The sequence below is a fragment of the Streptosporangium roseum DSM 43021 genome, from assembly GCF_000024865.1.
In the GTDB taxonomy this organism is placed as follows: Bacteria; Actinomycetota; Actinomycetes; order Streptosporangiales; family Streptosporangiaceae; genus Streptosporangium; species Streptosporangium roseum.
This window is the reverse complement of sequence record NC_013595.1, coordinates 3,756,729-3,775,498: the sequence shown is the minus strand read 5'-3', so window position 1 is coordinate 3,775,498 and position 18,770 is coordinate 3,756,729. Positions and strand designations below refer to the sequence as shown.

Below are 18,770 nucleotides of genomic sequence, written 5' to 3'. Positions count from 1 at the left end.
CCGCTGGATCCCCTCACCCCCGCAGGGGATCTCCCGTCCAGTACGGCGTCGGCGGCGCTCCAGCACCACCGGTCATGGTGATGCGGAACCTTCGACGCAGGGAGGGGGTGCACAGATGAAGAAGATCAAGATCCGTAAGGTCGGCCCGATCCGCCTGACCGCCGCGGCGTGCTCGATCTACAAGGTGCCCAACTAGGCGGGACCCCCGTGCGGGTGCCTGCCGGCACCCGCACGATTCCTCACGCCCTCATGCACGGAAAGGCCCCGTGGTGACCGCGAGTGCCGGCTACGACCCCGACCGACCGCTCCCGCTGCACCAGCTCGTCTACCTCGCCGACGGCGAGGAGGTGACGGTCGGCAGGCCGGACATCGACTCCTACGGCATCTTCCCCGCCGACGGCGCCGAGATCGTGCGCAGGCTGGAGGCGGGCGCCACCCCGCGCGACACGGCCGCCTGGTACCTGGACGAGTACGGCGAGAGCGTCGACATGGACGACGTGATCGCGGCCCTCGGAGAGCTGGAGTTCGTCAGGCCGGAGGAGTCGGCGGAGGCCGGCGCGGCACCGGAGACGGCCACGGCGCCGGTGCGCTGGCAGCGGCTGGGCGCGGCGCTCTTCTCGCCCCCGGCCTGGATCGCCTACGCCGCGCTCACCGCGTGGGCCCTGGTCGTCATGGTCCGTCGGCCCGACCTCGCGCCGACCTACAACCACGTCTTCTTCACCGACTACTACACCGTCGTCCAGGCCGCGCTGTTCGTCTTCGCCATCCCCCAGCTCCTGCTGCACGAGGCCTTCCACGCCCTGGCCGGACGGCGCCTGGGGCTGCGCTCCACTCTGACGATCGGGCGCAGGCTCTACTTCATCGTGCTGGAGACGTCGCTGCCCGGCCTGGTCGCCGTGCCGCGCCGCAGGAGATACCTGCCGATCCTCGCCGGGATGCTGGCCGACGTGCTCGTCATGGCCGTGCTCACCCTCGTCGCCGACCTCACCCGGGAGCCTTCCGGCGCCTTCTCCTTCGGGGGAAGGGTCTGCCTGGCGATCGCGTTCGCGGTGCTGATCCGGGTGGTCTGGCAGTTCTCCTTCTATCTCCGCACCGACCTGTACGTGCTCATATCCACCGCCCTCGGCTGCGTCGACCTGCACGACACCGCCAAGCAGTACCTGCGCAACCGGGTCAACCGGCTGCTGGGCCGTACCGGGCACCTGGTCGACGAGTCGGGCTGGCACGAGACCGACCGGCGTACGGCGCGCTGGTACTCCTGGCTGATCGTCGTCGGCTACGCGGTGAGCATCGGCTCCTTCGCCCTGGCGGCCGTCCCGATCGGCTACCGGATGCTCGTGGGGGTGCTGGGACGCTTCACCGGCGGCGGCGAGGTCGGCTGGGAGGAACTGCTGGACTCGGCCGTCTTCTCCGGGCTGGTCGTCCTGCAGTTCGTGATCATCGCCTGGCTGATGATCCGTGACCGCCGGAACCGGCGCGCGCAGCGGCGGCTCGCCCACGTCATCGCCTGAAGGGACTCATCACATGGGCAACCACTACTGGCTCCGAGGCGCCCGGCGCCGCGACCGCGACCGGTCCAGGGACGGGCTCGACCTGCCGCCGACGCTGGCGGTGATCGACGCGCACCGGCGGCTGCGGGGTCCCTACACCGCCGCCGGCGCGCTGATCCGCTCGATCGCCGCGGAGGCCCTGGCCCTCCGTCCCGAGCTGGGCCCCGCCCACAACATCGAGCTGCTGACCAGCACGCCGGAGCTCGCCGGCGTCGTGCCCTCGGCCTGGGCGACGCTGGAGTGGAGCGTCGGGGAGAAGGAGCGCACGCGTTTCTACTCCCGGCTGCACACCCTGAACGTCTCCAACGGCCTGGCCGAATTCCTCCGCGACTATCTCGCCGCGATCGGCGGCGGGCCGCGCACCCTGGTCCTGGAGAACATCCACCAGGCCGACCCGACCGACCAGGAGTTCGCCGCGGTGCTGCTGCGCCGCAGCGACCTCGGGCAGCTGACCGTCGTGGTCGGCACCGGCCCCGACCCGGTCGCCGACCCGCAGGGCGAGATCGCCGTCTCGCTGGCGAGCGTCCTGGCGGCCCACGCCGAGCCCGTCGACTGCCCCGCCTCCCCCGCCTCTCCCGCCTCCTCGGACGGGGACGCGTGGGACTACGTGGCCGGCGACGGCACCACCGACGACCCGGAACTCCTCGCCGCCTACGAACGGCTCCCGCGAGAGGAGCGCGCCCGCCTGCACGACGAGCGCGCGGCGCTGCTGACCGGCCGGGGAGAGTTCTCCCTGCTGCTCGGCGCCGTCCCCTACCACGCCGAACACGGCAGCGACCCCCGCGGGGCGGGGCTGGGCGCCATCCGGAAGGCGCTCCAGCACTGCAAGGACATCGGTCTCTACCAGGCGGCCGTCGAGCTGGGACTGCGCGCCCGCGCGATCGTGGACCGGCCGGCGCAGGAGGAGCTCTGGTGGTACTTCACCAACTCCACCAGCACCTGCATGGCCTCGCTCGGCCGCGCCGACGAGGCGAACGCGATCTACGACGAGGCCCGCGGGGTCACCCAGGACCCGGTCGTGCACATGGACCTCGCCTACGGCACCGCGATGCTCTACGCCCGCCACTACCCCGAGGAGCGCCGGGACTACCAGCAGGCCAGGGCCTGGATGAACCTGTCCGTCGCGATCGCGTCGCTGCTGGGCGACCGGAAGGAGCGCGCCTTCCACTCGGTCTTCGCCAACAACGGGCTGGCCCTGGTCGAGGTACGGCAGAAGAGCTCCGAGGTGGCCCTGCGGCTGCTGGAGGACGGGATGGCCCGGCTGGACCGGGAGCTCGGGCCGGACGAGCACGCCCTGCACCGCGCCGTGCTGCGCTACAACCGCGCCCAGGTGTTCGGCATGACGGGCCGCCTGGAGGAGGCGCTGGCCGACTACGCCGTGGTGGTCGAGCTCGACCCGGAGTTCCCCGAGCACCACTTCAACATCGGCAACATCCTGCGCCGCCTGGGCCGCAACGAGGAGGCCGTCGCCGCCTACGAGCGCGCGCTGCGGCTGTCCCCGCCGTTCCCCGAGGCCTACTACAACCTCGCCGACGCCCGGCTCGAACTCGGCGACGTGCCGGGGGCGGTGGCCGACTTCGTCTACACCATCGAGCTGGACCCCGGCCACGTGGACGCCCACGTGAACCTGGCCGGGCTGCTGCACGAGCTGGACGACGCCGAGGCCGCCTGGCGTGTCACGACCGCCGGGCTCGCCCTCGCCCCGGACAACGCCCACCTGCTCTGCCTGAAGGGGAAGCTGCTCGCCGAGCGGGGCGACGCCGACGCCGCCCGCGACGCCCTGTCTGCGGCGCTCCGGCGCGACGACGCCCTGGCCGAGGCGTGGGCCGCCCGGGGCGAGCTGGCCTTCGAGGCCGGCGACCTGGCCGGCGCCGCCGGCGACCTGGACCGGGCGGTCGAGCTGGCCGGCACGCCCGCGATCCGGTTCAACCGGGCCGTGGTCTACCAGGAGGCGGCGCGATACGCCGAGGCGGCGGCCGACTACGGGGCCGTGCTGGCGGCGATCGACGACGCGGAGGCCCGGGAGCGGCTGGACGCCTGCCTGAAGGCCGTCGCGACCTGACACCGCCGCCCGGCCGGATCCGCGCCCGGCGAGTGGACCCACGCCGGGCGAGTGGATCTCACCGCCCGGCCGGATCCGCGCCGGGCGAGTGGACCTACGCCGGGTGGCCGGATCCACGCCCGGTGCGTCGATCTACGCCGGGCGGGCCAGGACGGGCCGGGCTCCGGCCCGCCCCGCCGCCCGGCCCGCCCCGGCGAACTCGCGGTAGCCGCCCGCGTGGAAGACCAGCGGCTCGCCCTCCGCGCGCTGGAAGTGCTCGACCTCGCCGACGAAGATGACGTGGTCGCCGCCGTCGTGGGTGGTCAGCGTACGGCAGGCGAAGTGGGCCAGTGCCCCCACGAGGAGCGGCGGCCCGCCGGGGCCGGGACGGGTCTCCACCCCGGCGAACTTGTCGGGCAGCGGCCTGGCGAACCGCTGTGACAGGTGGTCCTGCCCCGCGGCCAGGACGTTGACCGTGAACCGCCCGGCCCGCAGGAAGAGCGGCGCGCTGGGAGCGTTCCTGGACAGGCACCACAGGACCAGGGGCGGGTCGAGGGAGACCGACGTGAAGGAGTTGACGGTGACTCCGGCCCGTTTCCCGTCCGGGGTGACGGTGGTGACCACCGCCACCCCGGTAGCGAACTGCCCGAACGCGTCGCGCAGAGTTCTCATGACATCTCCCCGGAGGCGCCGATCCGCGCCAGGTACTCGCCCGCCCCGGCGGGGTCCAGGAACCAGCCGGCGTAGTCCGACGGGTCGTCGAAGCCGTTGACGAAGCGGGAGGCCACCTCGGGCAGCCGGCCGGCCGCGCCCAGGATCTCCAGCACGTGCGGGGGCGGGGGCGCCAGGAGCGCGTTCGTCCAGGCGGTGGTGTGCCGGGCGTCCTCCCAGTGGCGCTCGAAGGCCCCCTCCATCCAGGCCCTGTCGAACGGCAGCTCGCCGCGCTCCAGGATGCTGGAGAGGTAGGAGGCGGCGCACTTGGCGGCGTTGTTGGCCCCCTGCCCGGTGATCGGGTCGTTGAGCACGACGACGTCGGCGACCCCGAGGACCGCGGCGCCCGAGGGGAGCGTCGCCACGGGTTTGCGGACGGTCGGAGCGAAGCGGCCGGACAGCACGCCCCGCTCGTCGGTGAGCTCGACGCCGCCGCAGCGGTCGGCCTCCCACGGCAGGAAGGTCTCCAGGATCCACCGGCTCCTGGCCAGGTGCTCGGCGGGGGTGCGCACGTCCGCCCAGCAGTCCATCGGCCCGCCGGGAACGCCCTCGAACACCATGATCTCGCAGGGGCCGGTCATGGTGAGCGCGGGGAAGACGAAATACTCCCCGACCCCGGGGATCAGGTTGAAGCACACCGCGGAGTGCTCGGGTCGCGGCGTGAGGCCGGTGACGTAGGTGACGGCCAGGGCCCGCTGCGGGGCGTCGTACGGCGAGCGCGAGGCGTCCCGCTCGAACAGCGAGGCGATCCGCCCCTTGCCCGCGGCGACCAGGACGAGGTCGTACCCGGCGGCGTAGGCCTCCAGGTCGTCCACCGTCGCGTCGTGGATGACGATCTTCCCGCCGAGCCGTTCCACCTCGGCCATCCAGGCGGGCATCTTCAGCCGCTGGTCGACCGAGCGGGCGGGCGTGTCGAGCCGGGCCGCCCAGTCGATCGCCCTGCCGCCGTCGGGGCCGGGGACGGTGAACTGGATCCCGTCGATCGGGGGGCAGGCGTCCCCCCACAGGTCCAGGCCGAGGTCGCGCTCATGGCCGAGGCCCGTGCCGAATATGACCTGGCCCGACATGACGCGGCCGTCGCGGATGTCCTCCGGGGTGCGGTTGGAGACCACGGTGACGTCGTAGCCGTTCCGCAGCAGGCCGGCGGCGAGGTGGAGGCCGGCCTGGCCGGCTCCGACGACGAGGATTCTGCGCATGGCGATGTGTCCTTTCCGAAGATCTGAAGAGGGTCCGAGAGGCTCCCGGTGAGGGAGGTGGCCGGCCGCGGCGCCTGGTGAAAAGGTACGGCGGGCGGCGCCGTACGGGCTATCCGCTCAGCGCGGACTCCGTCCGCCTGGCGCGGAGTTCCCGGACCCGCCGCGGGCCGCGCGCCGTCAACGGCCGCGCAGCGTGTGCGAGGGCGCCTGCCCGTACCGCGCGCGGTAGGCCGCGGCGAACCGCCCCTGGTGCAGGAAGCCCCACCGCGCGGCCACCCCGGTCACGGTGCACCGGGCCGGGTCGCCGGTCACCAGCTCCTCGTGGACCCGGCCCAGGCGCACGTCCCTGAGGTAGGTCATCGGGGTCAGGCCGAGATGGCGGCGGAAGCCCTCCTGGAGCGAGCGGCCGCTGACCGCCACCGCGCGCGCCACGTCGTCGGTCGTCAGCGGCTGGTGGGCGTGGCCGTCGATGAACTCCATCGCCCGGCGCACCACCTTGGGCACGGCGGGAGGCCGGGGGGCGTCCAGCCGCGCCCGGTAGTTGGACGGCTGCATGGTGAGCAGGGAGGAGAGCATCGCGTTCTCGAGATGGGCGATCGCCAGCGGCTGCACGGCGAGCCCGTCGCCGTGCTCGGCCTCCCCGATGATCAGGTCGGTCATCGCCCGCCAGGCCCGCGCCCAGCCGGCGGTCATGTCCAGCCCCAGGTCGAAGACGAGCGGCCGGTCGAGCCGCTCACCGAGCATCTGTTCCAGCGCGCCCTCGACGGCCGTCCGGTCGAACTTGACGATCAGCTGGGGGCAGCCCGCCTCCCAGCGCATGTCGAGGTGCTCCGACGGCGAGGGCAGGGAGGCCAGCAGGGGCGTCGAGACGATCTCCTGTCCGCCGCACCGGATCAGGCTCCGGCCGGCCAGCGGGATCTGCACCAGGAAGAAGGACTCCAGCTCGCCCGGTTCGATGCGGACGTCCGTCCCGTAGTCCAGGTAGTTAATCCGCACGCCGCCGAGCTGGGCGGAGTGGAACCGCGCGGCCAGCCGCGACACCTCACCGGTCAGCTCCAGCCGGTGCGGGCAGAACACGCGCGCCACCCGCTCGCGGGCCTCGTCGAGATCCCCGGTGCCGAAGAGCCGCCGGTTGCCGAGCGGGATCCGCTCGCGCGCCTCGTCCATCGACGCTCCCACCCCCGGGTGCCCATCGCCTGTGTACGGCGGCGCGGAACCCGCGCGGCCGGTCCATGGACGGTCACATGTCCGGGCGCGCCCGACCACGTACAAATACACAGAGCGCGGAGACGTCTCTCAGGGGCGATCCCGGCCGGCGGGCCCGGGGTCGTTCAGGGGGCGATCCCGGCCGGCGGGCCCGGTCCGGCCCGCCGGCCGGAGGTCAGCAGGTGATGTCCTTGCCGGTGAAACGGGCCCAGGCGATCGAGCCGAAGACCGCGATGTAGGCGGCGAAGACCAGCAGGCCCTGGCCCATCTCGCCGGTGGCCATCGGATCGCGCAGCACCCCGTCGAAGCCGTTCCACCAGTGCGTCAGCAGGTACGGCTGGAACGCCGAGAGCTGCGGGATGACGCCGAGCACCTGGACGACGACGACGAGCCCCACCGTCGAGGCGATGGCGCCGACGGCCGCCTCGGTCATCGTCGAGAACGCCAGCGCCACGGCGGCCAGGGCGGCCATGCCCGCCGTGACGTACAGCACGACGACGCCGATCCTGAGCATGCCGTCGAGCAGCGGGATCGTCCCCCCGGACAGCAGCGTGATCGGACCGGCCGGGAAGAGCAGCACCCCGGCGAGCAGCGACGACAGCGCGACCGCGGCGACGGCCGTCAGGCAGAAGACGACGGCGTTGGCGTACTTGACGCCCAGCAGCCGGGTCCGGCCGGCCGGGGCGGCCAGCAGGTAGCGCAGCGTGCCGAGGCCCGCCTCCCCGGCGACCGCGTCTCCGGCGACCACCGCGACCGCGACCGGCAGCAGCAGCTGGACCAGAACCGAGAGCGCGGCGAAGGTGAGGAACAGGCCGTTGCCGGTGACCTGCCCGAAGATCGAGGGCCCTCCGTCGTTCTCGCCCGGCCCGCCGAACGCCCGCAGCGCTACGCCGATCAGCACGGGGACCAGGGCGAGCACGGTCAGCATGGCGATGTTCCTCGGCCGCCGGAGGGTCAGCCCCACCTCCGATCCGAGCAGCCGCAGCCACGCCCGGGGGGCGCCCACCGCCCGCGCCCGGGAGAGCGGCGCGGCGCCCCTCCCGATGGACACGGCCTCTTCCCCGCTAACCGTTGACATCGAAACCCTCTCCGGTCAGGCCCACGAACACGTCCTCAAGACTCGGCCGCTGCACGGCCAGGCCGCGTACGGCGACGCCGCCGGCCACCAGCTCCGCGCAGATCCGCTCCGGAGCGGCGGCGCCCAGCTCGGCGCTGACCTCGCCGTCGCCGGTGCGGACCTGTGCCAGCCCGGAGGCCGCCAGTACGGCCGCCGCCCCGGCGAGATCCGGTGTCTCCACCCGGATCCTCACCGCCTCCCCGGCCCGGAGCCCGGCGATGGGTCCCTGGGCGACCAGGCGCCCGGTCCGCATGACGGCGATGTGAGAGCACATCTGCTCCACCTCGGCCAGCAGGTGGGAGGAGACGAACACGGTCGTCCCCCCTGCGGCGATCTCCTTGATCAGCCCCCGCACCTCGCGGGTGCCCTGCGGGTCGAGGCCGTTGGTCGGCTCGTCGAGGATCAGCAGCTCCCTCGGCCCGAGCAGCGCCGCAGCGATCGCCAGCCGCTGGCGCATGCCCAGCGAGTAGGCCCGGTAGCGTTTGCGGGCCGCGGCGGCCAGCCCGACCCTGTCCAGGGCGAGCCCGATCCTGGCGGAGGCCGTACGCGGGTCGGCCGCCGGGTCGGCGGCGTCGTAGCGGCGCAGGTTCGCCTCACCCGACAGGTAGGGGTAGAACGCCGGTCCCTCGACCAGCGCCCCCACGCGTGACAGCACGGAGGCCATCCCGCCCGGCATCGGCGTGCCGAGCAGCTCCCAGGTGCCCTCGGTCGGCGCGGCCAGGCCGAGCAGCATGCGGATGGTCGTGGTCTTCCCCGAGCCGTTCGGGCCGAGGAAGCCGAAGACCGACCCCCGGGGCACGGCCAGGTCGAGGGCGTCCACGGCCACCTGGCCGCTCCGGAAGCGCTTGGTCAGCCCGCGCGTGACGATCGAACAGTCCTCGGCGGGGAGCGTGGCGGACGGCGTCCGCTCCCGGACGGCCGGCACGGCCTCCCCGCCGGTCACCGCGTCACGGCCGGCACGGCTCTCCACTGGTCTCCTCGTCACGGTCACCGCGACTCTCCCATCGGTCTCCTCGTAACGGCCACTCCGGCTCCCCGCCGATCCCCTCGTCACGGTCACCGCGACTCTCCCATCGGTCTCCTCGTCACGGTCACCGCGGCTCCCCGCCGATCCCCTCGTCACGGCCACCGCGGCTCCCCCGCCGGTCTCCGCCTTCCGGGCGGCGGGCGGGGACGCCCCAGCGGACGTCCCCCGGATCTCATCGAGCTCCGCACGGTGGGACCCGCCGTCGCGGCCCCCACCACCGCCCGCCAGGAGCCGTACGTCTCCTGGCATCCCGCTCATCTCTGCCCGGCCGCCTCGGTCAGCTTCTCGGGGGTGACAGCGCCGACCAGCAGGCGGCCGTCGTCGGTCAGCAGCGCGGAGACCAGCTTGGTCTGGATGACCTTGCCGCTGCCCCACGCCCCGCTGACCTGCTTGGCCGACTTCAGCAGGGCGTCGGCGACCGCGGTCGTGTCCTGCCCGCCGGACCGGCCGCCCTGCTGGGCCGGACCCGCGAGGTCCTGCGCGGAGAACGGGAGCACCGCGACCGTGGTCCAGCCCTCGCCCACGGTCGTGATCTCGCCCTTCAGCGCCTCGGCCCGCTCCTGCCCGGCCTCCGGACGGCGCCCCAGGTCGGCGAGCGACTTCTCCTCCACCTTCGCGCCCGCGGGCGGGGTGAAGGTGAAGTTGTCCGGGGCGGGCGGGGTGAACGTCACCGAGGTGAAGCCGACCTCGAAGGCCGGTTCGGCCGCGCTCTTGGCGTAGACCTGGACCCGCAGCGGGACGAAGGTCTCACCGTCGAGCGCCAGCTTGACCTCCTTGACCAGGGAGGAACCGTCCCTGGGCGTCAGGACGAGCTGGTAGGCCGACCGGCCGGCGACCTTCTCGGTGTTGCTCACGCTGACCGCGGTGGCGGCGTCGGCCCGCTTCAGCATCTCGTCGGCGACCTGCTGCGGGGTGGTCGCCGCGGGCAGGGCCCTGTCATGCTCCGGCCCCGCCTGGCCGGCGCCCTTGATCCGGGTGGCCTTGTTGGTCGCGCTCTCCCACAGCCAGGCCTGGTCGCCGTTGACGATCAGGTCGGTCTCGCTCATCCGCCCGGGGAGGGCGAACCGGAACCGGTCCTCGCCGCCGTACCAGACCTTGAGCTCGTGCGAGCCCGCCAGCAGGGCCGCGGGCGACGTGCCGCCCATCCCCGCCACCTCCGGCAGCCCCGGTAGGCCGAGGGAGGCGGTCTGCATCACGGTGCCCGACATGGGCTTCAGGCCGGACTCGGTGGCCTGGACGGCGTCGGCCAGCAACTGCGCGGCGGTGCGCTCGGGCAGCACCGGATCCCCCTGGACCGCCGCGATCACCGGACCCGCGCCGATGGCCCCGGCGACCAGCGCGATCGTGGCGATCGGCACGCCCCACCTCACCGCACGGCCCCGTCTCGTCTGCTCTGACATGTCACTCCTTTACGTTATGCCGTCAATCCCTGACATATGCAGCTTGCGTGACCGCTCCTGTGCCGGAGCTGAGACAGACTGAGAGGGCTCACAGGGTTCTCAGCCGCCTCTCAGGCGGGCTGGCCGAAGATGGGGCGGACACCGGAGGGGGTGGAGGATGCGGGTTCTCGTCGTGGAGGACGAGCGGCGGATGGCCGCGGCGCTACAGCGCGGGCTGCAGGCCGAGGGGTTCGCGGTCGATCTCGCGCATGACGGCGAGGACGGTCTGCACCTGGCCAGGCAGGGCGACTACGACGTGGTCGTGCTGGACATCATGCTGCCCAGGCTCTCCGGCTACAACGTCTGCAAGCAGTTGCGGGCCGAGGAGAACTGGGTGCCGATCCTGATGCTGTCGGCCAAGGACGGCGAGTACGACATGGCCGACGGGCTCGATCTGGGCGCCGACGACTACCTGACCAAGCCGTTCTCCTACGTCGTGCTGGTGGCCCGGCTGAGGGCGCTGCTGCGGCGCGGCGCCAACCGGCGCCCGTCCGTGCTGCGGGCCGGGGACCTGTCGCTGGACCCCGCGCGCCGGCGGGTCTCCCGGGGCGAGACGCCGGTGGAGCTGACGCCCAGGGAGTTCGCGCTCCTGGAATACCTGATGCGCCGCCACGACGAGGTGGTCTCCAAGACGGAGATCCTGGAGCACGTCTGGGACACCTTCGACACCGACCCCAACGTGGTCGAGGTCTACGTCGGCTACCTGCGCCGCAAGATCGACGTGCCGTTCTCCAGGACCGCGTTGCAGACGGTGCGGGGGGCCGGATACCGGCTGGCCGGCGATGGCGGCTGACCCGCGTCCCCTCGAGCGCGTCCGCCGGGGACGGCGCACGGTCGGCTGGTGGCGGCGTAAAAGCCTGCGTTTCCGGCTGACCGCGGTGGCCTCGGTCGCGCTCGGCGCGGCGCTGGTGCTCTCGGCCTACGTGATGATCAGCGTGCTCGGCAGGTCGCTGCTCGCCACCATCGACGACTCGATCTACCAGCGGGCCCGCGACACGGTCTCGCTGGCCGACGCCGAGCGGCTGCCGGACGAGCTGACCTCGCCGGACGGCACCCTCCTGCAGGTCGTCGACGCCACCGGGCGGATCACCCATGCCACCACCGGAACCGACCGGCTGGTCCCGCTGCTGAACGCCGGGGCGCGGGCGGCGGCGATCGGGAAGGGGCAGGCGCGGTTCCTGGGCGGCGAGCCGTACGGGATCCCGCACGTGTTGCGCGTGCGGGTGCTCAGCGCCGACCGGGGCCTGACGGTGATCGCCGCCCGCCCCTTCAGCGAGGTGCAGACCAGCATCACCACGGCCGGGCACGTCCTGGGCGTCGGCACCCCGCTGCTGCTGGTGCTGCTCGGCGGGGCGAGCTGGGTGATCATCGGCAGGACCCTGCGGCCCATCGCCGCGCTGCGCCGGGGCGCAGAGGAGATCACCGACACCGCCCGCTCCCGGCGCCTGCCGGTGCCCGAGGCACGTGACGAGGTGCACAGCCTGGCCGTCACGCTCAACGACATGCTCGCCAGGCTGGAGAAGGCCGACACCCGGCAGCGGGCCCTGGTCTCCGACGCGGCGCACGAACTGCGCAGCCCGCTGGCCAGCATCCGGCTCCAGCTGGAGGTGGCCCTCGGCCATCCGCACGGGCAGGACTGGCAGGAGACGGCCGAGGGCGTGCTGGAGGACACCATGCGCCTGGCCCGGCTGGCCGAGGACCTGCTCGCACTGGCCCGCCTGGACGAGCGCGGCGGCGCGCCGGCCCGCAGGGAGCCGGTGGAGCTGGACCAGCTCGTCCCCCAGACCGTCGAGCGGTACGGCGAGGCCGTCACCGTGAAGATCGGTGACGGGGCGATCGTGGTGGCCGGGGCCGCTCTGGACCTGGGCCGGGTCCTGGTCAACCTGGTGGACAACGCGCTGCGGCACACCGACTCCCCGGTGGCGGTGGAGCTGCGCGCCGAAGGCGCCGACGCGGTGCTCACCGTCACCGACGACGGCCCCGGCATCCCCGAGCCCGACCGGGAGCGGGTCTTCGACCGGTTCACCAGGCTGGACAGCGCGCGCAGCCGCGACGAGGGCGGGGCTGGGCTGGGCCTGGCCATCGTCCGCGAGACCGTCCACGCCCACGGCGGCGCGGTCCATCTGGAGGACGCCTGCCCCGGTCTGCGGGCCGTCGTGCGACTTCCGCTATCTTGACCGAGGTTTGCCCGTCCGGTGATTGGCCCGGCCTCGTTTCCGGATCTAGCGTCGTTTTCATGACTTCCGCTGACAGCGGGCAGCGGGAGCTGATCCTGCGGGTCGCGACCCGGCTGTTCGCCGCCCTGGGCTACGACGCGACCTCCATCAGCCAGATCGCCGAGGCCGCCGGGCTGGACGTCGCCACGATCACCCAGCAGGCCGGTGGCAAGCGTGAGCTGTATCTCGCGGTCATGGAGCGCGCCCACCACGCCGAGCTGGTCGGCCTGGAGAGGTCGGTCGGGGAGATCGCCGCCGCCTCGCCCGGGGAGACCTCGGCCGCCGTGCACCACCTCATCGACGACTACATCGACTTCTGCGCCCAGAACTCCGAGTTCCCCGCGCTCTGGATGCACCGCTGGCTGTTCGACGCCAGCGACGTCACCGAGCTGGACCGCCAGTACGTCCAGCCGCTGGTCCAGTACATCATCGAAGCCATCGCGCCGCTGACCCGCGGCTCTCCCGACATGAAGTACGTGATCTGGTCGGTGATCTGGTGCACCCACGCCTTCTCCCGCGGCGGGGTGCTCGACGACGAGGGCAACCGCGTGGGTCCCGAGGACCCGGAGACCCTGCGGCGCTTCCGCGCCTACCTGCACGAGATGGTGCACTGCGTGCTCGCCCTCCCCGGAGATCTCCCCGGAAATCCCCCCGGAGGCGCGACCTGACATCTCGGAGGCCGCGCCGGGGACGTGGTCCGACGCCGGGAGACCGCCCCGGGACGCGGGCTCCCGTACGGCTTCCGCTATCTTGACGGAGGCTTGTCCATCCAGTGATTGGCCGGGGCATGTTTCCGGATCTAGCGTCGTTTTCATGACTTCCGCTGATGGCGGCCAGCGGGAGCTGATCCTGCGGGTCGCGACCCGACTGTTCGCCGCCCTGGGCTACGACGCGACCTCCATCAGCCAGATCGCCGAGGCCGCCGGGCTGGACGTCGCCACGATCACCCAGCAGGCCGGCGGCAAGCGCGAGCTGTATCTCACGGTCATGGACTGGGTGCACGAGACCGAGCTGGCCTCCCTGCACAAGGCGGTCGAGGGCGTTCCCGTGACGAGCCCCGAACAGGCGAACGCGCTGGTGTGCCGGATCATCGACCAGTACCTCGACCTGTGCGTGGCCCATCCCGAGATCCCGGCCCTGTGGATGCACCGGTGGCTCTCCGATGCCAGCGACGTCACCGAACTGGAGCTGCGCTACACCCGGCCGATGGGCAAACTCGTCAAATCCGCGCTCGCCCCCGCGATCGCCGGCGGATACATCGACCCCGACGTCGACATGGAATACCTCCTGTGGTCGATGCTCTGGTGCGTGAACGGCTTCTCCCAGAGCGGGGTGCTCGACGAGCACGGCAATCGCCGGCACATGGACGACCCCGAGGTCCTGCGCAGGTTCCGCGCCCTCCTTCACCGGATGATCCACCGCACCGTCGCCTTCCCCGGAGACCCTCCTTGACCTTGGAACACTCCCCCTCGCGGCCCCTGGCGGCCGCACCCCCGCTCAACCGCGGGCGACTGCTCGGCTACGCCCTGGGCTCGGTCGGCACCGGGATCTTCTCCGCGGTCCCCGGCCTGCTCCTGCTGTTCTACCTGACCGACGTCCTCGGGGTCTCCGCGGCCGTGGCGGGGGCCGTGCTGGTCGCCCCCAAGGCCTGGGACGTCCTGCTCAACCCGGTCGTCGGCGCGGTCAGCGACCGCGAGGCCGTGCGGACCGGCCGGCGCACCCGGCTGCTGTCGCTCGGCTCGCTCGCCCTGCCGGTGGCCTTCGCCGCTATGTTCGCCGTGCCGGGCCAGACGCCCGGCGTGGTCTGGGCGGGGGGCGCGTTCCTGCTCGCCGCGTCGGCGTTCGCCTGCTTCCAGGTGCCCTACGTGGCGCTGCCCGCGGAGATGGCCGACGGCACGGCGGAACGTACCCGGATCATGTCCTGGCGGATCGTCTGCCTGACCCTGGGCATCCTGGTCGCCGGAGGGCTGGCTCCGGAGATCGTGGGCCTGGGCGGCGGCGGCCGGGCCGGATACGCCGTGATGGGCGTGGCGGTCGGCGCGGTGATGGCCGCGGCTCTGCTGGCCGCCACCCTGTCCACCCGCTGGGTCGTCTCCCGCCCGGGTCCCCGGCAGCTCGGGCTGGTGGCCGCCTTCCGCACCGCCCGGGGCAACCGGCCGTTCTTCGCCCTGCTGGCCGCGTTCGTCACCCAGTCCCTGGGGGTGGCGGTGATGCTGGCGGGCGCGCCGTACGTGGCGGTCTACCGGCTGGGCGACTACGGGCTGACCTCGCTCATGTTCGTGTGCATGGTGGGGCCGAGCGCGCTCGCCGTACCGCTGTGGACGCGGGCGGCGCGCCGGTTCGGCATGGTGGCCTGCTACCTCGTGGCCGTGGCGGGGTTCGCGGCGGCGGCGCTCGCGCTCATCCCGGTGGCCGGCTCGGCCGGGGTCGCGGGCACGCTCCTGCTCACCGGCCTGATCGGCGTCTGCTACGCCGCTCTGCAACTGCTGCCGCTGTCGCTGCTCCCGGAGACCGTGCACGCCGACGCCGCCCGCACCGGGCACGCCCAGTCGGGCGCCTTCACCGGCCTGTGGACCGCCGGGGAGACGGCGGGCATGGCGGTCGGCCCGGGACTGTTCGCCCTGGTGCTGGCCGCGAGCTCGTTCGCCTCCGGGTCGTTCGACGCCCCCGCCGTACAGCCCGGCTCGGCCCTGACCGGCCTGCTGCTCGGCTTCACCGCCCTCCCCGCGGCCCTCATGCTGCTCAGCCTCCCTCTCGTCATCGCCTATCACCGGCTCGCACGGGCCGTATCCCCCAAGGAGATTCATGAGCCTGCCTGAGAAGGGCCGGGACATCGAGGAACTGCTGGCCGAGATCTCCCGGCTCAAGCAGGACGACCTGCCGGTGCGCGGAGGCAAGGTGACCGCGTACGTCTACGACACCGGGCGGCCGGAGGTGCACGAGGCCGCGGCCCGCGCCTACTTCGAGATGCTGGAGGTCAACACCCTCGACCCGACCGCCTTCCCCAGCGTGGTGGAGATGGAGAAGCAGGTCGTCGGCGCGGTCGCCGAGCTGCTGGGCGGCGGGTCCGGCATCTTCACCAGCGGCGGCACCGAGTCGATCATGCTGGCCGTGAAGGCGGCGCGGGACGCGCGGCCGGTCGGGGGCCGTCCCCGGATGGCCGTCCCGGTCACCGCGCATCCGGCCTTCCACAAGGCCGCGCACTACCTCGGGGTGGCGGTGGACGCCGTGCCGGTCGATCCGGTGACGTTCCGGGCCTCCGCGGCGGCCGTCGAGGCGGCGATGACCGAGGACACGGTGCTGGTGGTCGCCTCGGCGCCGTCCTATCCGCAGGGCGTGGTGGACCCGGTCGCCGAGATCGCCGCGGTCGCCTCCGCGCGCGGTGTGCTGTGTCACGTGGACGCCTGCGTGGGCGGATGGCTGCTGCCGTGGCTGCGCGAGGCCGGGGCACAAGTCCCGCAGTTCGACCTGTCGGTGCCCGGCGTCACCTCGCTCTCCTGCGACCTGCACAAGTTCGGCTACTCCCCCAAGGGCGCCTCGGTGGTGCTGTTCGCCGACCCGGCGCTGCGGCGCAAGGCCTACTTCGCGTCGGCGTCGTGGCCCGGTTACACGGTCATCAACGCCACCGTGCAGAGCTCGAAGTCCGCCGGCCCGCTGGGCGGCGCCTGGGCCACCTTCCAGGCCCTCGGCCGCGACGGCTACCTCGAACTCGGCCGCGCCACCCTCGCGGCGGCCCGGCGGCTCCGCGAGGGCATCGCCGGGATCCCGGGCCTGCGGGTGCTCGGCGACCCCGAGTCGGCCCTGGTCGCCTTCGGCTCGGACGAGGTGAACGTGTTCGTGCTGTCCGACGAGGCCAGGAAGCGCGGCTGGTTCCTGCAGCCGCAGCTCTCCTACGCGGGGATCCCCGCCAACATCCACATCACCGTGACCGGGGTGACCCTCCGGGGCGTGGAGGCGATGCTGGAGGTGATCGCGGAGTCCGCCGAGGCGGCGCGGGAGCGTGGTCCGGCTGCGCTGCCCGACGGGCTGGTGGACCTCGTCGCGAGCCTGGACCTGGACGCCCTGGACGACGCCGCCTTCGGCGAGCTCGCCGCGGCCGTCGGAGTGGACCTCGGCGGCTCGGGGCAGCCGGAGATGGCCGTGGTGAACGCGGTCCTGGACGCGCTGCCGGCCGACCGGCGCGAGGCGGTCCTGATCCGGTTCCTGTCGGTCATCTACGCCTGACCGTGACCGCGCGCGGCGGGTGACAGGACGATTCACCGCGCTCACGGCGACGGTCCCGCCCGCGGCGGGGCCGTCGCCGCGGCCCGGCGACCGTGGCCGGCGCGGCGGGGACTATCGCCGCAGCTCGGCGATGGTGGCCAGCGCGGTGCGGGCGGAGGCCGCGTCGTGGACCCGGAAGACCCGGGCGCCCTGCCAGGCGGAGACCGCCAGGGTCGCCATGGTGCCGGCGTGGCGCTCGTCGACCGGGAGGCCGCCGAGGGTCTCGCCGACGAAGTCCTTGTTGGAGACGGCGACGAGCACCGGCCAGCCGGTGGCCACCATCTCGTGCAGGCGGCGGCTGACCTCCAGGGAGTGCCAGGTGTTCTTGCCGAAGTCGTGCGCCGGGTCGATCAGGATCGACTCCCTGCGGACCCCGGCGGCGACCGCCCGCTCGGCCAGGTCGGTGGTGTAGGCGATGACGTCGGCGACCACGTCGGCGTAGGCGATGCGGTGCGGGCGGGTGCGGGGGACGACGCGGCCGGCGTGCGCGCAGACCAGCCCGATGCCGTGCTTGGCCGCGACCTCCGCCAGAGCGGGGTCGACCCCGCCCCAGGTGTCGTTGAGCAGGTCGGCGCCCGCCTCGGCGACGACCTCGCCGACCTCGGCACGCCAGGTGTCGACGCTGATGATCAGTTGGGGATGGCGCTCCCGGACCGCCGCGACCAGATCGGCCACCCGGCGGATCTCCTCGGCGGGGTCCACCTCGTCTCCGGGGCCCGCCTTGACGCCGCCGATGTCCACGATGTCCGCGCCGCCGTCGACGGCCCCGTCCACCGCCTCCAGGGCGGCCGCGAAGCCGTACGTCCTCCCCCTGTCGAAAAAGGAGTCCGGGGTACGGTTGACCACCGCCATGATCGCGAACTCGCCGGGCCGGAACTCACGGCCACGCAGGCGCAAGATAGTCATCGAGACCGAGCCTACCGCCCGGTGTCGGAGAGGCAGGCGCTCCCACCTGCGCCGCCTCTGGGGGTTTCGGGAAGAACGGACGCTGGGTCCCTAGGCGGCCGACCCACCTTCGGCCACCGACAGGAACTCCTGGGCGATGGCGGGCAGCCGCCGTCGCGCGTGGACGATGGCGATCACCCGGCGGACCGAGGGATCGAGGGGGCGGACCACCAGCCCGGCCCGGGTGGCCTGCTCGGCCATCCCCCGGTACCAGAGCAGGGAGGCCGCGCCCGAACGGACCGTGTTCAGCCAGTTGCCGCGCTCGTCCAGCTGCACGGTCGGCACCGGGGTGACGCCGTACTTGGCGAACAGCGCGTCGAACTCCCTGCGCCGGGCGCTGCCGGGGATCGGCAGGACCAGCCGCATGCCGTTGAGCCTGCTCATCGGCACCGGGTTGGGCAGGTCCATGCCGGGCGGGGAGATCAGCACGATCTCCTGACGCTCCAGCGGGTGGCTGACGAGGTCGGCGGGGACGGGCAGGTCCGTCAGGCCGAGATCGGCCCGCTGGTCCCTGATGGCGTTCACCACGCCGTCCCGTCCGTCACAGCGGACGATGTGCACGCGCACCCCGGGGTGCTCGGCACTGTAGGCGGGAAGGAGGCGTCCGGCCAGCCCCGGCTCAAGGCTGGGGGTGGAGGCGATACGCAGTTCCGCCTCGGAATGGCCATGGCTGGACAGTGCCTCGATCTCGCGGACAGCGTCGAGCGCCTCCTTGGCGAGCTTGACCACCCGGCGCCCCTGCGCCGTGACGACCACGCCCCGCCCGGAACGGGCGAACAACGTCATCCCCAGCTCTCGTTCGAGGTCTCTGATCGCACGGGAAAGCGCAGGTTGTGCGATGTACAGCGACCTGGCCGCATCGGTCATGGTGCGGTGCTCCGCTGTCGCGACCACATAGCGGAGCTGCTGCAGATTCATGGCTTTGAAGCTAAATCACCGGGCTGGGATCGGTCCTGCACATCGCGGAGATCACCTCGGATGATTTCGGAATGTAATCGAACGCAGCGACATCCGTGACGGGTGAGAAATCAGTATGCTTACGCCCCAAATTCGGCAAAG

At 72.9% G+C, this 18,770-nt stretch carries 16 protein-coding genes; 8 read left to right on the top strand and 8 right to left on the bottom strand.

Going from position 1 to position 18,770, the window contains the following annotated elements; genetic code table 11:
• The first annotated feature begins 266 nt into the window (after positions 1-266).
• Complete coding sequence (locus tag SROS_RS16660; RefSeq protein WP_012890112.1) at positions 267-1,511, top strand: hypothetical protein; 1,245 nt, start codon at positions 267-269, stop codon at positions 1,509-1,511.
• A 13-nt stretch (positions 1,512-1,524) separates the two neighbouring features.
• Positions 1,525-3,612, top strand: coding sequence for a tetratricopeptide repeat protein (locus tag SROS_RS16655; protein WP_012890111.1), 2,088 nt, complete (start codon positions 1,525-1,527; stop codon positions 3,610-3,612).
• 132 nt (positions 3,613-3,744) lie between these two features.
• Here the strand turns inward: SROS_RS16655 and SROS_RS49600 are convergent, their stop codons facing one another.
• The 6 genes from SROS_RS49600 to SROS_RS16625 form a co-directional block, all read right to left on the bottom strand.
• Positions 3,745-4,263: a flavin reductase family protein gene (locus SROS_RS49600; RefSeq protein WP_012890110.1), complete on the bottom strand. Its 519-nt coding sequence runs from the start codon at positions 4,261-4,263 to the stop codon at positions 3,745-3,747.
• Positions 4,260-5,498, bottom strand: coding sequence for a styrene monooxygenase/indole monooxygenase family protein (locus tag SROS_RS49595; protein WP_012890109.1), 1,239 nt, complete (start codon positions 5,496-5,498; stop codon positions 4,260-4,262). The genes SROS_RS49600 and SROS_RS49595 overlap by 4 nt, the downstream gene beginning before the upstream one ends.
• Before the next feature lie 177 nt (positions 5,499-5,675).
• The gene (locus SROS_RS16640; RefSeq protein ID WP_012890108.1) at positions 5,676-6,665 is read right to left on the bottom strand and encodes an AraC family transcriptional regulator; all 990 of its coding nucleotides are present in this window, start codon (positions 6,663-6,665) and stop codon (positions 5,676-5,678) included.
• 214 nt (positions 6,666-6,879) lie between these two features.
• Positions 6,880-7,755 carry an ABC transporter permease gene (locus SROS_RS16635; protein WP_245564657.1) on the bottom strand — a complete coding sequence of 292 codons (876 nt, stop codon included), beginning with the start codon at positions 7,753-7,755 and terminating at the stop codon, positions 6,880-6,882.
• Positions 7,756-7,768: 13 nt separating this feature from the next.
• Positions 7,769-8,791: an ABC transporter ATP-binding protein gene (locus SROS_RS16630; protein ID WP_012890106.1), complete on the bottom strand. Its 1,023-nt coding sequence runs from the start codon at positions 8,789-8,791 to the stop codon at positions 7,769-7,771.
• 311 nt (positions 8,792-9,102) lie between these two features.
• Positions 9,103-10,248 carry a LolA family protein gene (locus tag SROS_RS16625; RefSeq protein ID WP_012890105.1) on the bottom strand — a complete coding sequence of 382 codons (1,146 nt, stop codon included), beginning with the start codon at positions 10,246-10,248 and terminating at the stop codon, positions 9,103-9,105.
• 157 nt (positions 10,249-10,405) lie between these two features.
• Here SROS_RS16625 and SROS_RS16620 point away from each other — a divergent pair, with 157 nt between their 5' ends.
• From SROS_RS16620 to SROS_RS16595, 6 genes are all read left to right on the top strand, one after another.
• Positions 10,406-11,080, top strand: coding sequence for a response regulator transcription factor (locus SROS_RS16620; protein ID WP_012890104.1), 675 nt, complete (start codon positions 10,406-10,408; stop codon positions 11,078-11,080).
• Positions 11,070-12,464 carry a sensor histidine kinase gene (locus SROS_RS16615; protein WP_012890103.1) on the top strand — a complete coding sequence of 465 codons (1,395 nt, stop codon included), beginning with the start codon at positions 11,070-11,072 and terminating at the stop codon, positions 12,462-12,464. The genes SROS_RS16620 and SROS_RS16615 overlap by 11 nt, the downstream gene beginning before the upstream one ends.
• A gap of 59 nt (positions 12,465-12,523) precedes the next feature.
• The gene (locus SROS_RS16610; protein WP_012890102.1) at positions 12,524-13,171 is read left to right on the top strand and encodes a TetR/AcrR family transcriptional regulator; all 648 of its coding nucleotides are present in this window, start codon (positions 12,524-12,526) and stop codon (positions 13,169-13,171) included.
• Positions 13,172-13,316: 145 nt separating this feature from the next.
• Positions 13,317-13,955, top strand: a complete 639-nt coding sequence (locus tag SROS_RS52955) for a TetR/AcrR family transcriptional regulator (protein ID WP_012890101.1) — start codon at positions 13,317-13,319, stop codon at positions 13,953-13,955.
• Positions 13,952-15,322 (top strand): MFS transporter, encoded by a 1,371-nt coding sequence (locus SROS_RS16600; protein ID WP_012890100.1) that lies wholly within the window; start codon positions 13,952-13,954, stop codon positions 15,320-15,322. Before SROS_RS52955 ends, SROS_RS16600 begins: the two co-directional genes overlap by 4 nt.
• Positions 15,309-16,727, top strand: a complete 1,419-nt coding sequence (locus SROS_RS16595) for a pyridoxal phosphate-dependent decarboxylase family protein (RefSeq protein WP_012890099.1) — start codon at positions 15,309-15,311, stop codon at positions 16,725-16,727. The genes SROS_RS16600 and SROS_RS16595 overlap by 14 nt, the downstream gene beginning before the upstream one ends.
• A gap of 111 nt (positions 16,728-16,838) precedes the next feature.
• Here SROS_RS16595 and folP read toward each other — a convergent pair whose 3' ends face one another.
• A complete protein-coding gene (gene folP, locus SROS_RS16590) occupies positions 16,839-17,672 on the bottom strand; it encodes a dihydropteroate synthase (protein ID WP_012890098.1) in 834 nt (277 codons plus the stop codon).
• 90 nt (positions 17,673-17,762) lie between these two features.
• On the bottom strand, positions 17,763-18,629 hold the full coding sequence (locus tag SROS_RS16585; protein ID WP_012890097.1) for a LysR family transcriptional regulator: 867 nt from the start codon (positions 18,627-18,629) through the stop codon (positions 17,763-17,765).
• Positions 18,630-18,770 lie beyond the last annotated feature (141 nt).

What these genes read in the sequence shown, in the direction of transcription:
- SROS_RS16615 (WP_012890103.1), top strand. Translation starts at nt 11,070, where the DNA reads ATGGCGGCTGACCCGCGTCCCCTCGAGCGCGTCCGCCGGGGACGGCGC.
- SROS_RS16595 (WP_012890099.1), top strand. Translation starts at nt 15,309, where the DNA reads ATGAGCCTGCCTGAGAAGGGCCGGGACATCGAGGAACTGCTGGCCGAG.
- SROS_RS16585 (WP_012890097.1), bottom strand. Translation starts at nt 18,629, where the DNA reads ATGAATCTGCAGCAGCTCCGCTATGTGGTCGCGACAGCGGAGCACCGC.
- SROS_RS49600 (WP_012890110.1), bottom strand. Translation starts at nt 4,263, where the DNA reads ATGAGAACTCTGCGCGACGCGTTCGGGCAGTTCGCTACCGGGGTGGCG.
- SROS_RS16610 (WP_012890102.1), top strand. Translation starts at nt 12,524, where the DNA reads ATGACTTCCGCTGACAGCGGGCAGCGGGAGCTGATCCTGCGGGTCGCG.
- SROS_RS49595 (WP_012890109.1), bottom strand. Translation starts at nt 5,498, where the DNA reads ATGCGCAGAATCCTCGTCGTCGGAGCCGGCCAGGCCGGCCTCCACCTC.
- SROS_RS16655 (WP_012890111.1), top strand. Translation starts at nt 1,525, where the DNA reads ATGGGCAACCACTACTGGCTCCGAGGCGCCCGGCGCCGCGACCGCGAC.
- SROS_RS52955 (WP_012890101.1), top strand. Translation starts at nt 13,317, where the DNA reads ATGACTTCCGCTGATGGCGGCCAGCGGGAGCTGATCCTGCGGGTCGCG.
- SROS_RS16625 (WP_012890105.1), bottom strand. Translation starts at nt 10,248, where the DNA reads ATGTCAGAGCAGACGAGACGGGGCCGTGCGGTGAGGTGGGGCGTGCCG.
- folP (WP_012890098.1), bottom strand. Translation starts at nt 17,672, where the DNA reads ATGACTATCTTGCGCCTGCGTGGCCGTGAGTTCCGGCCCGGCGAGTTC.
- SROS_RS16620 (WP_012890104.1), top strand. Translation starts at nt 10,406, where the DNA reads ATGCGGGTTCTCGTCGTGGAGGACGAGCGGCGGATGGCCGCGGCGCTA.
- SROS_RS16640 (WP_012890108.1), bottom strand. Translation starts at nt 6,665, where the DNA reads ATGGACGAGGCGCGCGAGCGGATCCCGCTCGGCAACCGGCGGCTCTTC.